General features: G+C 70.7%; 12 protein-coding genes and 1 tRNA gene. 5 read left to right on the top strand and 8 right to left on the bottom strand.

Going from position 1 to position 13,585, the window contains the following annotated elements:
* Positions 1-7 precede the first annotated feature (7 nt).
* Positions 8-961 (bottom strand): deoxyribose-phosphate aldolase, encoded by a 954-nt coding sequence (gene deoC, locus WME83_RS30785; RefSeq protein ID WP_437313277.1) that lies wholly within the window; start codon positions 959-961, stop codon positions 8-10.
* A gap of 78 nt (positions 962-1,039) precedes the next feature.
* Between deoC and WME83_RS30790 the strand changes: the two genes are divergently transcribed.
* From WME83_RS30790 to WME83_RS30800, 3 genes are all read left to right on the top strand, one after another.
* Entirely contained in the window at positions 1,040-1,786 is a 747-nt protein-coding gene (locus WME83_RS30790; protein ID WP_437313278.1) for a peroxiredoxin, read from the top strand.
* Between the two features lie 66 nt (positions 1,787-1,852).
* Positions 1,853-2,767, top strand: a complete 915-nt coding sequence (locus tag WME83_RS30795; protein WP_437313279.1) for an alpha/beta fold hydrolase — start codon at positions 1,853-1,855, stop codon at positions 2,765-2,767.
* Positions 2,768-2,906: 139 nt separating this feature from the next.
* A tRNA-Thr gene (locus tag WME83_RS30800) sits at positions 2,907-2,981 on the top strand.
* A gap of 358 nt (positions 2,982-3,339) precedes the next feature.
* On the opposite strand, the gene WME83_RS30805 is transcribed toward WME83_RS30800, so the two are convergent.
* Together WME83_RS30805 and WME83_RS30810 are read right to left on the bottom strand one after the other, a co-directional pair.
* Complete coding sequence (locus WME83_RS30805) at positions 3,340-5,205, bottom strand: hypothetical protein (protein ID WP_437313280.1); 1,866 nt, start codon at positions 5,203-5,205, stop codon at positions 3,340-3,342.
* Positions 5,206-5,274: 69 nt separating this feature from the next.
* Positions 5,275-6,306 carry a synaptic vesicle VAT-1 family membrane protein gene (locus WME83_RS30810; protein WP_437313281.1) on the bottom strand — a complete coding sequence of 344 codons (1,032 nt, stop codon included), beginning with the start codon at positions 6,304-6,306 and terminating at the stop codon, positions 5,275-5,277.
* A gap of 257 nt (positions 6,307-6,563) precedes the next feature.
* Between WME83_RS30810 and WME83_RS30815 the strand changes: the two genes are divergently transcribed.
* Together WME83_RS30815 and WME83_RS30820 are read left to right on the top strand one after the other, a co-directional pair.
* On the top strand, positions 6,564-8,654 hold the full coding sequence (locus WME83_RS30815) for a hypothetical protein (protein WP_437313282.1): 2,091 nt from the start codon (positions 6,564-6,566) through the stop codon (positions 8,652-8,654).
* Positions 8,655-8,728: 74 nt separating this feature from the next.
* Complete coding sequence (locus WME83_RS30820) at positions 8,729-9,541, top strand: hypothetical protein (protein ID WP_437313283.1); 813 nt, start codon at positions 8,729-8,731, stop codon at positions 9,539-9,541.
* A gap of 75 nt (positions 9,542-9,616) precedes the next feature.
* Here the strand turns inward: WME83_RS30820 and WME83_RS30825 are convergent, their stop codons facing one another.
* From WME83_RS30825 to WME83_RS30845, 5 genes are read right to left on the bottom strand one after another with little or no spacing between them, the layout of a single operon-like run.
* Positions 9,617-10,192, bottom strand: coding sequence for a hypothetical protein (locus tag WME83_RS30825; RefSeq protein ID WP_437313284.1), 576 nt, complete (start codon positions 10,190-10,192; stop codon positions 9,617-9,619).
* Position 10,193: 1 nt separating this feature from the next.
* Positions 10,194-11,075, bottom strand: a complete 882-nt coding sequence (locus tag WME83_RS30830) for an AHH domain-containing protein (protein ID WP_437313285.1) — start codon at positions 11,073-11,075, stop codon at positions 10,194-10,196.
* 3 nt (positions 11,076-11,078) lie between these two features.
* Positions 11,079-11,462, bottom strand: coding sequence for a DUF4150 domain-containing protein (locus WME83_RS30835; RefSeq protein ID WP_437313286.1), 384 nt, complete (start codon positions 11,460-11,462; stop codon positions 11,079-11,081).
* A 21-nt stretch (positions 11,463-11,483) separates the two neighbouring features.
* Positions 11,484-12,545, bottom strand: a complete 1,062-nt coding sequence (locus WME83_RS30840) for a beta-ketoacyl synthase N-terminal-like domain-containing protein (protein ID WP_437313287.1) — start codon at positions 12,543-12,545, stop codon at positions 11,484-11,486.
* Entirely contained in the window at positions 12,542-13,576 is a 1,035-nt protein-coding gene (locus WME83_RS30845; protein ID WP_437313288.1) for a DUF2169 family type VI secretion system accessory protein, read from the bottom strand. The genes WME83_RS30840 and WME83_RS30845 overlap by 4 nt, the downstream gene beginning before the upstream one ends.
* Between the last annotated feature and the right edge of the window lie 9 nt (positions 13,577-13,585).

Here is a 13,585-nt window from a genome sequence, read left to right on the forward strand (position 1 = left end):
CGCGCGGTCAGTCCTTGCTGAAATAGTCGCCGCCCTGGTAGGCGCCGGTCCGCTCCTTCTCGAGCTGCATGAGCACGTCGTTGAGGAGCGTGGACGCGCCGAAGCGGAACAGGTCGCTCGTGAGCCAGGCGTCGCCGAGGGTCTCCTTGACCAGCACGAGGTAGTGGAGCGCCTGCTTCGCGGTCCGGATGCCGCCGGCCGGCTTCATCCCGACGCGCTGGCCGGTCGCGTGCGCGTGATCGCGGATCGCCTCGAGCATCACCAGCGTCACCGCGGGCGTGGCCGCCGGGGTGACCTTCCCCGTCGAGGTCTTGATGAAATCGGCGCCGGCGAGCATCGCGATGCGGCTCGCCTTGCGGACGCGGTCGTAGCTCCCGAGCTCGCCGGTCTCCAGGATCACCTTGAGGTGCGCGCGCCCGCACGCCTCCTTGGTCGCGGCGATCTCGTCGTACACGGCGTTGACCTCGCCGGCGAGCATCGCGCCGCGGTCGATCACCATGTCGATCTCGTCGGCGCCGAGCTCGACCGCCTGGCGCACGTCGGCGAGCTTGACCTCGAGCGTGGACAGCCCGCTCGGGAAGGCGGTCGCCACACTCGCCACCTTGACCGTCGAGCCCGCGACCGCTCGCTTGGCGACGGGCACGAGCTTCGGATAGACGCACACCGCCGCACACGGCGGGATGTCCGCGCGCTCGTGAGGGCGAAGCGCCTTCTGGCAGAGTTGCTCGACTTTTCCGGGCGAGTCTTTCCCCTCGAGGGTGGTGAGGTCCATCATGGAGATGGCCAGCTTCAGGCCGGCGACCTTGGCCGGGCCCTTGATGCTTCGTTTGCCGAGCCCGGCTGCACGCTCTTCCACCATGACCTTATCCACGGTAGGCGAAGAGAAATCGGGGTAGGTGATTCCCCTGCCCTGGCGCACCGCGCCGGGTGCGGCGCCGTTGCCGTTTCCGTAGATCGCCATCGGCCTGGTCTCCTGTCGGCGCAACGTACCAGAAGCGTCGGATCGATCCTACCGAGTGCGTGCTAACGTGGCGCTCTGATGAAGAGACGCTTCCCGACTGCCCTCGTTTTTGTCGTTGTTGCTGTCGTCTTTGCCTTTGTCTCGCTGCTCGCGTGTGGCGCGGCCGAGCGACCCGACGGTGGACAGGGGCTCCTCCCGGTCGGCGCGACGGCGCCCGACGTGTTCGCCGCCGATCAGAACGGCGCGATCCAGCGGCTGTCCGACCAGCGGGGTCGCGCCGTGGTCGTGTACTTCTATCCGAAGGACGGGACGCCGGGCTGCACGGAGGAGGCGTGCGCGTTCCGCGACGCGTGGGACCGCTTCAAGCAGGCCAACGTGCAGGTCTTCGGCGTCTCCCCCGACACGCGCGAGTCGCACGAGGCGTTCGCGACCGAGCACAGGCTGCCGTTCCCCATCCTCGTCGACACCGACCAGACGTGGGCCAACGCGTTCGGCGTGCCGACGCGGCTCGGGTCGATCGCGCGCGTGACGTTCCTGATCGATCCCGACGGCAAGGTCGCGAAGGTCTACCCGGACGTCGATCCCGGCGTGCACGCCGACGAGGTGCTGAAGGACGCCGCGCAGCTCACGGGCGCCGCGCTCCCGGCGGCGCCTGCGGCGTCGGCGAGCGCCGCGCCGGCCGGGTCCGACGCCGCGGCGCCGGGCGCTGCGGGCGCGCCGGGCGCTGCGGGCGCGCCGCCTGCGGCGGCGGGATCGGCCGCGCCGGTGGCGACGGGGACGATGCTCCCCCCGGCGGCTCCTGCGGCGCCGCCGGCGAAGCGGTGACGGCGCCGGGCGCGCGGCGCGCGCGGGGGGTTGACGTGGGCGCCTGCACGCGAGAGCACGCGCGTGGTGCGTAGGACGTCAGAACCTTGGAGGGCCAACGGCCTCACGCTGTGCGTCCATCGCTTTCGCGACGACGCCGCGCCGCCGTCCGGCCTCACGCTGCTCTTGCTCCACGGCTTCCTCGACGCGGGGAGCACGTGGGATCTCGTGGCCGAGCCGCTCGCGCGGGCGGGGCACGACGTGATCGCGCCCGACCTCCGCGGCTTCGGCCGGAGCGGCCGCGTCGGCGCGGGCAGCTACTACTACTTCCCCGACTACGTCGCCGACGTCGCGGCGCTCGTCGACGCGCTCGCGCCGGCGCGGCTCGGCGTGGTGGGCCACTCGATGGGCGGCGCGGTCGCGGTGTACTACGCGGGCGCGAGCCCCGGCCGCGTCGAGCGCCTGGCCCTGCTCGAGGGCCTGGGGCCGCCGGCGCGCGGGCCCGAGATCGCCGTCGCGCGCATGGAGACGTGGCTGCGCGAGATGAAGGGGCTCGATCGGGCGCCGCGGCGGCTCGCGTCGATGCAGGACGCGATCGCGCGGCTCGCCGCGCATCACCCGCGCGTGCCGCGCGACGTGCTGGCGACGCGCGCGCCGCTGCTCACGCGCGAGGAGCCCGGCGGCGAGCTCGCGTGGGCGTACGATCCGATGCACCGGACGACGTCGCCGCTCTGGTTCCAGGCGGAGGCGTTCGCGGCGTTCCTGGAGCGCATCGCGTGCCCGACGCTGATCGTGAGCGGCGGGCCGACCGGGTGGCGCCCGCCGGACGAGGCGGCGCGGGTGGCGAAGCTCGCGCGCGCGGAGCACGTCGAGCTGCCGGACGCCGGGCACATGATGCACTGGTCGGCGGCCGCGGAGCTTTCGGAGCGGCTGGGCGAGTTCTTCGCGAGAGGGAGCGCCGGCGACGCGACGGGCCCGACGAGGAGCGGGGAAGCGAGGTAGGCCGTGGAGGCGGCGGTGACGGCGAGCCAGCGGAAGCCGCGGAAGCCGCGCAGACAGAGAGGCCGGCCGAGGGGCGAATAAAAGAGCTTGACTCGGCGGGGCGAGTGGGTAATCTGCGCGCCTCCTCGACGAGAGGCGTGCCACCTTAGCTCAGTGGTAGAGCAACGGTTTCGTAAACCGTAGGTCTCGGGTTCAAATCCCGAAGGTGGCTCCAGATCAAGAACAGCGAGCATACCCGCTTCTCTGCGGATGCGGCTCGTTGACCAGCCGGAACTCGCCGGCGCCGAGCGCTCTGGGCACCATCGAGAGAGAGCGTGTCGCGCAGCGCGACGAAGCTCTCCCTCAAGGGTCGTTGCGGTCGTCGTGGTCCGCCAGCTCCCCGATGGCCTTGTAACGGGGACGCGGACGACATCCGAGTCTGCAGCGGCGACTCGGGCGGCCCGTATCGCCTCAGAGACACCACTGGACCTTCGGCATCCATTCCAACTCGGAGAAGCCGGGGGACGATGAGTGCGCCGAGGTCGGGAGCGGCTTCGTCCCGCGCAGCCGGCGATGGCCCCCATCGACCCGGGTCAACGCCCGGCTGCCGCCGCGGCGGTGGACGTGGCGAGCCGCCGGAAGTGCTCGATGCCGAGGAGGTTGCACAGGGTCTCCAGGTGCTGCCGGCGCGCCCTGTTCTCGTCGAGCAGGCGAGCGGCGAGCTCGTGCCCGAGCAGATCCACGGCGATGCTGTCTCGCGAGAGGAGGACGTCGCGCGCGTAGTCGTGGAGCGGCCCCGCGACCATGTCGGCGCGCATGGCGTCCACGGAGCGGCGCTGCTTGGCCGAGCGGCCCCGCCACGCGGTCGCCGCTCGCCAAACCTCGCTCGTGACATAGAGCAGATCGCGCGCGAGCATGCGCCCGAGGCCGGGCCCCTGGAGCCGGAGCAGGGCGTTGTCGTTCACGAGGATGCCGCGCGCGGGCGGCAAGAAGCGGCGCACGATGGCGTCGTGCAGGCCCGCGTGCATGCCTATCGGGGAGGGCAGGCCGAACGCGAGCCGCACGACGGACGGGCTCGCGTACGGGCTGAAGCTCCTCCACCAGGAGAAGCGCGACGTGAGCGCGCCCCAGCGGCCATACCGCTCGAAGAGGTAGAACTGATCGAGCACGTCGTGCACGTCGGGCGAGCGCCGGAACATCGCCTCGACCACCGCCTGGGTGCGCTCGCGGACGGCGGCCGGATGCTCGGGCGAGCGGAAGCCTGGCGCGGCAAGGCGGCGCCACTTCCGGGCGAGGAAGGCCGCGACGTCGCCGGCGCTGGCGCCGGCCACCCGCCGGTACTGGCCGGGGCGAGCATAGTAATAGCCACGGAAGATCTCGCCCCCTCCCCCGTCGAAGCCCAGGGGGCGCTCGTCGTCCCAGCTCGGATACCTGTCAATCGCGCGCTTGGCGCTGGAATCGCCGTTCATGTGGAACGCGATGAGATCCGCGTGACGGCTGAAGTCATCATGGATGGGCAGATCCAGCTCACGGTGCTCGTGCCGTACGCCCGAGAGGGCGGCGATGCGCCTGGCCACGCGCACGTCGAGGCTGTCGGGCGCGCCCGAGGTCTTGGCGACGATGCGCTCTGCCGGCACGACCGACGCGACCAGCGCGAAGATGGCGCGGCTGTCGATGCCCGCGGTCAGGTCGGCCCGGACCGTGTCGAAGCCCGCCGCGGCGAAGCGCGTGTTGTCGCGCATGTTGTCGACGATCAGGTCGATTCGCTCGCTGACCGCGGCCGCGTCGCGGGCATCGACGCGGCCCTCGAACAGCCCGAGCGGCGCGGCGAGCCGCTCCAGGCGGCCGCCCCGCAAGCGCAGCCAGTGCGAAGGCTCGCACGGCTCGACGCGCGCGAGCAGCGGCCGCCCGCCGATGGACCAGTCGGCGGCGACGATCGAGCACGCCGAGGCGTGATCGATCTCGACGGGGCACGCCCCGGTCGCCACGAGCGCGATGTCGTGCGGCGAGACGTAGAGGGCCCCGCCCGCGTGCAGGGTGCGCAGCGCCCGGCGGCCGAGCAGGTCCGAGATCACCGCGACGGTGCGCTCGGCGCGGTCGACGACGATGGCGGAGAAGTTGCCGTCGAGCGCGGCCACCGCGGCCCCGCCGCCCGACCTGTAGGCGCGGAGGACGGCGCTCGCGGGCGACGCCCTGGACTCGCCTTGCAGATCGCCGAACAACAGCACAGCGTGCGTGTCGGTGACCACCTGATCGAGCAGGTCGAGCCGCGGCCGCGGCTCCGGCGCGAGGAGCGCCCACCCGCCGCCGACCTCCGGCAAGACCTCCAGCGCGATCCGGGGCTCCGGGCCCACGGAGGGCATCCGCTCGCCGACGAGGACCGCCGTGCGGCGGAGAAACGCGGCGGGGTCGCGATCGCTCGCGTCCGGCATGTTGAAGGCGGCGATGAACGAGAACAAGAGATTCTCCCCTGACCTGTGATGCCCATCCAGAAAAGCGGATGATGACGCGCCGGCAGCGCCAGCGCGCTACATCGTCAACACCAGCTTGCCCACCGTCTTGCCCGACTCGATCGCCCGGTGCGCGTCCGCGGCCCGATCCAGCGGGAACGCCGTCACCAGGGGCGCCGAGAGGCGCCCCTCTTCCAGCCAGCCCTCGAGCCGGTCCATCGCCTCCCGCAGGATCTCCGCCTTGTGGAACAGGTACGAGAGGTTGAAGGCCAGCACGCTCTTGTTGTCGTTGCAGAGATCGAGCGGGTTGAAGCGGGGCATCTTGAGGAAGTCGAGCGCGAGCTTCGGGTAGTTCGGGCGGCCGCCCTGCCGCGGCAGCATCGTGTGGAAGCCGTACACGACGAGCTTGCCCGCCGGCGCAAGGTGCCGGTAGCTCTGCCGCAGCGTCTCGACCCCGTTGGCGTCGAGCACCACGTCGTAGCCGTCGGGCGCGAGCCGCTCCGCCGCCGCCCAGAGCGGCTCGCTGCTCTTGTCGATCACCGCGTCGGCGCCGAGGCGCCGCGCCGGCTCGACCTTGTGCGCCGCGCCCACCACGCCGACCACCCGGCAGCCGGCGATCTTGCCGAGCTGCACCAGCGCGCTGCCCACGCCGCCGGCGGCCGAATGCACCAGCAGGGCCATGCCCGGCCGCAGCCGCACGAGCTCGAACAGCGCGTAGTACGCCGTCATGAACACCGCCGGAAAGCCCGCGGCCTGCTCCGGCGTGAGCCGCGACGGCAGTGGGAAGACCTGGTGGCGCGGGACCACGACGCGCGAGGCGTAGCCGCCGAAGCGGACCACGCCGACGACGGGCGCCCCGGGCGCGAGATCCGAGACGCCCTCGCCGACCGCGGCCACCGTGCCCGCGACCTCGAAGCCCGGTGTAATGGGCCAACCGACGTACTTCTTCGCCGACTCGTAAAGGCCCATGCGGACGACGCAATCCGCGTAGTTGACGCCCGCCGCCTGCACGTCGACGAGCACCTCGCCGCGCCCGGGGACCGGGTCCGGGTGCTCCTCGACGCGGAGCTTGTCGTGGCTGCCGGGCTCGTGGACGACGATCTTGCGCATGGGCACCTGCTGGGCTGCCGTAGTCACACCACGGCTCGCGAAGGCGAAACGGACGGCGACGGAGACGGCGGCCGCGGTAGTACACCGATCGGGTTCGAAAAGGAAACGCGCAGCGGACGCGCTTGCGACGCGCTCACCCCACGCGCCCCCTACGCGACAGAGCGGCCCGCCCCCGATTTCGCGGGTCCTGCTTGACAGGAAAAGCACGCCTCGCTCTCCTGTCCGATGGCCGCGCCGCGCCCCGCATAGGTGAACCCTTGAGCCGCATGTTCCTCGCTTCCTTCCACGAGCCGCTGGAGCTGCGCTCGACGCTCGACATGGCCGACCCCGGCGACGGCATCGCCGTGACCGATCCCGACGCGATCGAACGGCACGTGCGGCTCCTGCTCGACGATCCCTCGAACCGCCACCGGCTGCTGCGCGCGCTCGAGGACGACGCGCTGGAGCTCGCCTTCCCGCCCGACGATCACCAGCTCTGCCTGCTGGTCACGCGGCGCCTCTCGCTGGGCACGATGGTGCTCGTCCGCCGGCGCGAGATCGCGCGCCTCGACTCGCCCCCGGCGCAGAGCGGTGAGCGCCAGGCGGTCAAGGAGGAGAAGCCGCCCGAGCCGAAGCCGAAGGAGGCCGAGGTCAAGATCCGCGACTGGAAGATCGAGTGCAAGCACCACGCGGCCGGCTCCCGGCCCTTCTTCGAGCGCGGCGCGCTCATCCAGGTCGTCCCCGACAAGGGCAAGACCAAGGACACGGTCACCGTCCACTGGCGCGACGACTACCTCGGCAGCATGCCCCCCTCGCTCGCGCTCACCACGCCCGGGCACCCGGCGGTCACGGCGAGCCAGTCGGGCGCGAGCGCGGGGTACACGGCGTACAAGGGCGAGGTCGCGTACCTCGGCGAGCTGAACGAGCTGCGCTTCCCCTTCCCCCCCTTCTGGCGGGCGCTGAACGAGAAGACGTCGTACACGTTCGGGGCGGGCCCGCGGCCGGTCAGCGTCGAGGTCTACAATCCGAGGCAGTTCAAGCTGGAGCTCAAGTTCCCTCCGCTCGAGAGCTTCAAGGCCGGCTACAAGTACACCGCGTCGTCGCGGTCGATCGAGGGAGATTCGCTGTCGAAGCTCTCGATGACCAAGAAGAAGACGGTCAAGGAGAAGCTCGAGATCAGCGAGGAGGGCTGGAGGCCGTCGACCTTGACGATCGCCTCGAGCAAGTCGTCGCACACCGCGACCACGACCGGCGGGAAGACGACCCACGAGCACAAGCCCGAGTCCGAGACGAGCACGAAGCTCGCGGACTCGATCGTGCTGAGCCGCGACGGCGGGGCGCTGTCGATCGACGCCGCGAAGATCGTCGGGAGCCTCCTCGAGTTCATCAAGGAGGGGCTCGACATCATCAAGACGATCAAGAGCTACGCGCCGCAGGTCGGCTGGTATGTCGACCTCGAGATCCAGGTGATGCAGGGCGGGCTCGCGGCCGAGTGGACCTGGCAGGAGTGGGAGGATCACCGCGTCTTCCGCTACATCGACATCAAGGCCGCGCTCGACATCTTCAGCGTCACGTTCGAGATCGGCGTGGGCGTCAGCGCCTACAGCTTCAAGCTCCAGGTCTTCGGCCAGGTCTCGGGCTCGCTCGGGGTCGAGGTGAGCGGCACCCGGTACAAGCCCGACGGCGCGCCGGGGGCCGCGTTGCAGGGCAAGGGCAGCATCGGCGGCGCCCTCGGCGCGCGGGCGGAGGCGGGCTATTTCTTCAAGTTCAACGCGAAGATGGAGACGGCGCTCGAGGTCGATCTCACGCTCGGCATCAACCAGCCGAACCGCTCGCAGATCGTCAGCATCGACGGTGGGTTCGTGTGGACGGGCATCGAGTGCACCGCGACGGGCTCGGTCGGCATGTGGGGCATCGGCGGCACCAAGAAGTGGAAGGGCACGCTGGTCCCGAAGAGCGAACGGCTCCACGTCGAGTGGCCCAGCCCGAAGGAGTACAAGCCGCCGTTCATGAGCCGCGACGCGATCAAGGCGGCGCTGGCGAAGGTGCTCTCGAACAGCTGGGATATCCGGGTCTTCACGCCGTCCGGGAGCGCGTTCGTCGCGGACAAGGCGTGGACCGTCGACGAGGTCGCCGGGGCGCTCGCGGCGCGCATCGAGCGCGACCGCGCGTTCCACCGCACGCCCGAGATGGTCGACGCGCTCGCGAACGCCGTCCGCCAGGATCTCGACGCGCTCGGCGACCGCTGGGGGCGCGACTGGATCGAGGCGGATCGGTTCAAGGCGTACGTCGATGGCACGATCGACGGCCGCGGCCTCCAGAAGCACCTGGACGACGGCGCGAGCCCGCTCCGGAAGCTCACCGGCTGAGCCCGCCGGGGCGCGGGGCGACAGGGCGCGACGCGGTGGAGGCCCGTTCGAACGATAAGTTATCCTAACTAACGATGAGCTTTCCCATCTACCACCTCGAGACGAAGGCGGAGCGGTGCCGGGTGCGCGTGCGGCTGAACGACGTGCCCGTCGTGGAGCTCTCGGCCGAAGGCGAGCAGCCCGAGTGGTTCGCTCCGCCGATCAACCTGGTCCTCGTCGCGGGCGCGAACCGGCTCGACGTGGAGGTCTCTCCGCTGCCGCGCGACGACGGCTCCCCCGGCGACCTCCGGGGCGTGGAGCTCGAGGGCGCGGTGCGCGTCTACGGCAAGGGCGACGCGGTGGCGCCGGGCGAGGGGCCAGTGGTGCTGGAGCTCGCCGTGATGCGCGAGCTCGCCCGGCGGATGCAGGTTGCGGACGAGCGCGGCGAGGAGCTTCCGATTCCGCAGGCGTTTCGCTTCGCGTTCGACGCCGCGGGGCCAGATTTCACGGCCGAGCTGGCCGGGGGCGAGCCGCTCCCGGGCGAGGAGGCGCTGCGCGACTACGCGATCCGGCTGCGCGACCTCGCGCGCGCGGCCGACGTGGAGGGGCTCGTGGCCGAGATGGAGCCGAAGGTGCAGGCGTACGCGGCGGCTTACGACGACGACGCGGGCGCCATCCGGGCGAGCCTGCGCGGCGTCCTGCAGGCCGAGTACGCGCCGCGGGGGTTCGTGACGGACTTCGAGCGCGAGGACGTGGAGCTCGCGCCGTGCGCGGGCGGGAGGCTCTGCGAGCTGCGGCGGCCCGGAGGAGAGCCGCTGCTAGAGACGCCGCCGGACGCGGACGAGAGCACGATGCAGATACCGATCGTTGTCGGCAGCCGCGGCGGGGCGCTGCGGGTGGTGCGGTGAGGCGAGCGGCGGGGGCCGCCCCTCGACGGAGCGACGGGCGCGGACCGGATGCCTTCGCGCCTGCTCTCGCGACCGTCACCCGATCCATTCCTGGGGCGGCACGAACGTCAGCCCGAAGCCGCCCCTCGCCTCCAGGGCCTCCTTGACTCGCCGGTGAACGACCACGCCGGACACGCACTCTGCGAGCCGGAACATCAGGAGCCCCGAGGCCCGCGCCGGGTCGATCACCAGGGAGTCAAAATCCGAGTCGACGAGCGGCGGGTCGCTGTGCGCCCGATAGACGGACTTGCCGAGATCGGCGGCGGCTACGAGGCCGACGACGTTGACCGCCAGGTAATCCCTGCAGATCTCCCCGCTTCGAGGGTCGACGATGGACGTGCGGTAGGTCTGCAGGTTGTCGACGCCGGCGTCGTTCAACGCCGCGCAAAGCGCGCGGTGGTAGAGCGGGATGCCCGCGTCGTAGAGGTACTTTCGCGAGCCCCGGGTGTCAGGGTCCCAGGACAGCTCGATGGGCTCGCGGACCTTGACGCCGAAGGGCCTCCCCGAAATCCAGCTCTCGACGCCCTCGATGCTGGGCGGGGGCCCGTCGACGCTGGTGTACTCCCACTGTTCGGGGGACGCGTAGCACTCCAGCATGTAGTAGTCCGACATGTTACTTTCGCCTCTGCAACCAGGCGCGCTCCAGCTCTGCCAGGCTCGCCGCGAAGCGCGACGTATAAAGAGGCGGCTTCCAGGTCTGCGGGGGACCTACCAGAAACTGATAGAGGCGGGCAGAGACGCTGTTCAGCCGCGCCACGAGCCCATGCGGAGGAGGGAGCTTGCCCCCCTGCCTCTTCGCCTCGTCGCATTGGCTGCACGCCGAGCTCTGATTGACGAGGTTCACCTGGATCTTGTCGAGGACCTTGATCACGAACGCGCTGTAGTCAGGGTGGGCGTCGTGGAACTGTCGCCTGGCTCGTTCCATGATGGCGGAGGTGAACCGCTCCTGAAAGGTCGCGACGACCTGGTTCTCCTCGTTCCGCTGCTTCACGCGCCGGGTGAGCTCCGAGTACTTGAGGGCACGGTCCTCTCCCGGCAGGACGAGCCCCTCCTTCATCTCCGCCGAGAGCGCATGGTGGGTGGGCAACCAGATGCCGTTCTCGCCGCCATTGACGTCGTAACCGATGTCTCCCCAGATCTTGCTCCCCTTGGAGATGAACTTGATCAGCGCGCTCTTCGGCAGCGACGCCTCGCCGGGGATCAGGTGGTGCGCCGAGGAGGAGTAGGGGTACTCTTGACCATCCACGATAGCCGGCGGCTCCGGGCAGTCGTCACGCCGCGCGGCGATCAGCTTCTGCTTCGTCTTCGGGACGATCCGGGCCCCGTCGTCGGCCCACAGCTGCGTGCTGTAGCCTTCGGCGAGGCGCGAGCCTAGGGCGGCGGAGTCACTCCCCAGGGAGTTGTCGACCTGCCCCGGCTTCGTGTGCTCGAAGGGGCACTTGAACTCATCCTGGTCGATCTCCCCCACGCTGACCGACTCACCGAGCTGGGTCATACGTCACCCCATGATGTTCTTCTTGTTGTGAAACAGCGGGTCCCCGAGCCGGCAAACGTTCTTTCCCTCGAACTTCACATCGAACGAGTACATCATGAACTCCGCCGCGCCCTTCGTGGAGTTGCTCACGACGCCCCCTCCCGCCGTCCCCGCCTCGTCGCCGCTGGTCATGCTGTACTGGGCGCCCTTCACCATCGGCATCTGCCCGTCACACGTCACCTTCTTGGGCCCCTTCGACGTGTCGGACGCCTTCCCGACGTTCGGGTACGGGATCGGCACCGGCCCGCCGGGGGACGGCGTCTTGCAGACGTCGGGAAAGACCGTGCTGAGCCCGCCGCTGCTCTGGTGGACCACGCCGCGCCCGTTCGCAAACACCGTCTGTGCCATCCCTCACCTCGCCTCTTTCCCCTAAGCGCCCGAGACCATCGCAGCGCCCCGCCCCGCGCAGTCCGACGAGCACCACACAAGGCACGGCGCTCGTCGATACCCTCTCTGGATCCCCACAGCCGCGAGCCCCACCAGCATCGGGCCGAGCGCCGCGCCCGTGTCCCCCAGGCAGTCCACCGGGTGCTCCATCATGAACCGCTCGGCGAACCGCTCCCGATGCCGGATGTACGCGACGCCCCACTCCTTGGCGTTGAAGCTCTCTCCGTTGAGCCCTGCAACCACCGTCTGGACGGTGCCGGTCGTCGAGGCGAAGAGGCGGCGGAACGCGAGGTCGAGCCCGTCGCCTCGATACACCTCCTCGCTGTACCGGTGTCCGGGCTCCTCGGCGGACGCCGCGCCGTCGATGCGAGCGGTCGGCGAACGCCCGACGCGCTCCCCCCTGCCGGCCGACGAGAGGAGCAGGAACGCAGCGCCCTCGCCCGGGATGAACCCGTCGAAGACGCGCTCGGCGCGGATGCGATCCTCGCTGTCGAGCGCGGCGAGCAGGTACAGGTCGAGATGGCTGTCGATCCCGCCCACGACGACGTACCCGTCGCTCCCGGAGGCGAGGCGCTCGATCGCCTCCTCCAGCGCGGCGAAGCCGGCGGCTCGCCCTTGCGGGAAGACCCGGCTCCGCTCGAGGTGGAACGGGACCTCGGCCTGCGCGGCGAGCTGCTGGAGGAAGCCGGGACCCACGACGGGCGGTCGCCCCGGGTGCGGCTCTGGGACCGCCAGGAGCACCGGGATGCGCGCGACGCGATCCACGCCGGCCACGCTCTCCCGCAGCGCCGCTCCGCCGAGGCGCAGCATGCGCAGCTGGCGCGCCGTCAGGCCGGGCGTCGCGTCGAGCGCGGGGGTGAGCGCCGGCAGATCGGCTTCCGGCACCGTGGCCATCACGATCGGCTTGAAGCGCCGATCGAGGACCGAGGTCTCCCTTCTGAGCGATACGCCCGCCCTGACCGCCGCGGCCGTCGTGGGCGCCGTCAGCCCCACGGCGGTGGTCATGCCGAGGCCGAGGATCTCGACTGCGCGCTGCGGCGTCATCCCGACCTCGCCCCGAGATCCAGCGCGTTCAGCCCGATACGGACCTTGTCGATCTTCAACGAGCGCTTGTCGCAGCGGACCGCGCCACGCCAGAGGAGCCCGATCGCGCCGTCGTTCGGCTCGAGGACGGCGGTCTCCAGGCGGAGCGCGGGGCGCTCGATCGCCGCGGCGATCCGCACCTCGGCGCCGAGATGACAGCGCGGCAGGCGAAAACGCAAGATGCCCGTCGGCGAGGCGTTGACGATCTCCACCGGCTCTCCGCCTTCGAGGTAACGCCGGCAGACCAGGTCCGGGTGCGCGACATTGAAAAAGCGAGGATTGAAGTCCGTCGGCAGATACGGCGCTCGCGTCTTCCGCCAGGCCTCGTCGTACGTGCCAGCGAACGAGCGGCGCGGCTCCCACGACGGCGCGATGTAACCGAACCCCGCTGGAGGCGGCGTGTCGGCGGGGTGCGCGATGAGGTGGGCCGGATCCTCAATGTTGGGGAGCTGACGGGCCGCGGGCTCCCCCTGCTTGCCCCGGCGCGCGAAGCCGACGCCCGCCGGATTCCGCGGATCGATCGTGGCCCGCTTCGTCTCGGGATCCAGCTCGAGGACGCCGCCGAACGCTCGCTCGTAGACGAGCGGCATCCGCGTGAACGGCGCCGGAGAGGAGACCTTTTCCCCCAGGGCGCCCTTCCACTCGCGATCACCGAAGACGCGGACGACCTTCCGCACCTCGCCGACCCGGAGCATCACGTCACACTCGGAGGCTGGCCGCGCCTGCGGTGCCCAGGCGTCGCCGAGGAGCACCACGTCTGTCGACGGCTTTTGCAGGTGCATCTCGCCGGCGTGCGCCAGGCTGGAGCGAGCCGGGTCGCCGCTGTACTCGTCCACCAGCCGAATGGGGCGTTGCTTCTCCGCGATCTTCAGCGCCGAGCCGACGAGCGCGAACGTCGCTCGGACCACGACGTAGAGCGTCTCGACGCCGTCCGTATCCGGGAAGAGCCCGATCGTCGCCGCGAATGGAGTCTCATTCTGGAGCTGCAGCATCCGTCTGAA

It is taken from the genome of Sorangium sp. So ce385, from assembly GCF_051474135.1.
Lineage (GTDB): Bacteria > Myxococcota_A > Polyangia > Polyangiales > Polyangiaceae > Sorangium > Sorangium cellulosum_D.